Annotated in this window: 1 protein-coding gene; it reads left to right on the plus strand. The window is 69.9% G+C overall.

Going from position 1 to position 1,299, the window contains the following annotated elements; genetic code table 11:
* Window positions 1–326: 326 nt before the first annotated feature.
* On the plus strand, window positions 327–1,299 hold a 973-nt coding region (locus tag NYZ98_RS41300; protein WP_262851024.1), incomplete at its 3' end, for a class I SAM-dependent methyltransferase.

Below are 1,299 nucleotides of genomic sequence, written 5' to 3' on the forward strand. Positions count from 1 at the left end.
CCCACCGCATCCCCCACCCAGCCAGCCCACCACCACAAAACCACCCGCCAGCCCACGAGGACCACCATCACCGGCCCTCACAACCACCCACTCACCGGCTCCGAAAACCACTCACCACACCCCCGCCCCACCGGTCCACGGTCGCGAACCCACCGGCCCAAGCGGCTTACCAGGGACCACCCGCCCGACCGGTCCACAAGAACGCGCCCGACCTGTCCACCAGGACCACCCACCGCCAGCCCGCAGGACCACCCACCTGTGACCGGCCCACCCCGAGACCGCCGGAATACCCACAACGCCGCCGGGACCAACAGAGAGGCTTCACGGTGACCCAGCGTGCCCGCGTCCCGATCGCGGAGCTGTGCCGGCTGTACGACGAGGCACTGTTCGAGACCGCGCTGGACGCGCTCATGCAGGCCGGAACCCATCTGCGCGAGGGGGGCAGGCTCGCCGACATCGGATGCGGGTCAGGAGAGGTCGCCCTGGCCATGGCGGAGGGCGAGTTCACCGTCACCGCGATCGATGCCTCACCGGCGATGGTCCGGGCGACCGAGGAACTCTGCTCAGGGACCGCCGTCACCGCCGAGGTTCGCGACCCCCGCACGCTGGACCTGCCAGAAGGCCGGTTCGAGGTCGTGCACTCCTCCTGGATGCTCGACTCCCTCGCCGACGCACGCGACGCCGTCCGAACGATGGCACGCGCCACCAGCCCGGGCGGCCTGCTGGTCCTGCAGTGGAGTCACGGCCAACCACGCTCCGCAGGCTTCGCGCTGAGGGACGTCCTCGAATCCGTGACCCGGCGCACGGCCTGGCGGGAGCGGCTCGCCGAGGTCCCCCTCGCCGTGCACCATCACCCGCTGGACGAGGTCTGCGCCCTGCTCCAGGACGAAGGCCTGGAGATCGTCGTGGCCCGGGACGACGTGCAGGTATCCAGCGAAGAAGGACCGGACCTCCCGGCCGAAGCGCCATACGTGGCCCTGCTCGCCGCACACGCACGAGCACTCGGCGACGACGCCGACCGCTTCACCGACGAAGCCCTCGAAGCTCTAACCGCCGCCAACACCCCACCCCCCCAAACCACCCGCCTAACCGCCCACCGCCCTCACACCCCCCAAGTCCTCAAATCACCCCGAACCACAAGCCCCCACAACACCAATCCACACATCACCACCTCCCCGACCACACCCCCTGGCACCGCGAACCCTCACCCAACGAACCTCCACCCGACAAGCCCTCACCCCCCGCAAACCCAAATCCCCGCCACCCACCCACAGTCCACCCAAAACCCCCTCACGCCCC

The organism is Sphaerisporangium corydalis (assembly GCF_025506355.1).
Classification (GTDB): Bacteria; Actinomycetota; Actinomycetes; order Streptosporangiales; family Streptosporangiaceae; genus Sphaerisporangium; species Sphaerisporangium corydalis.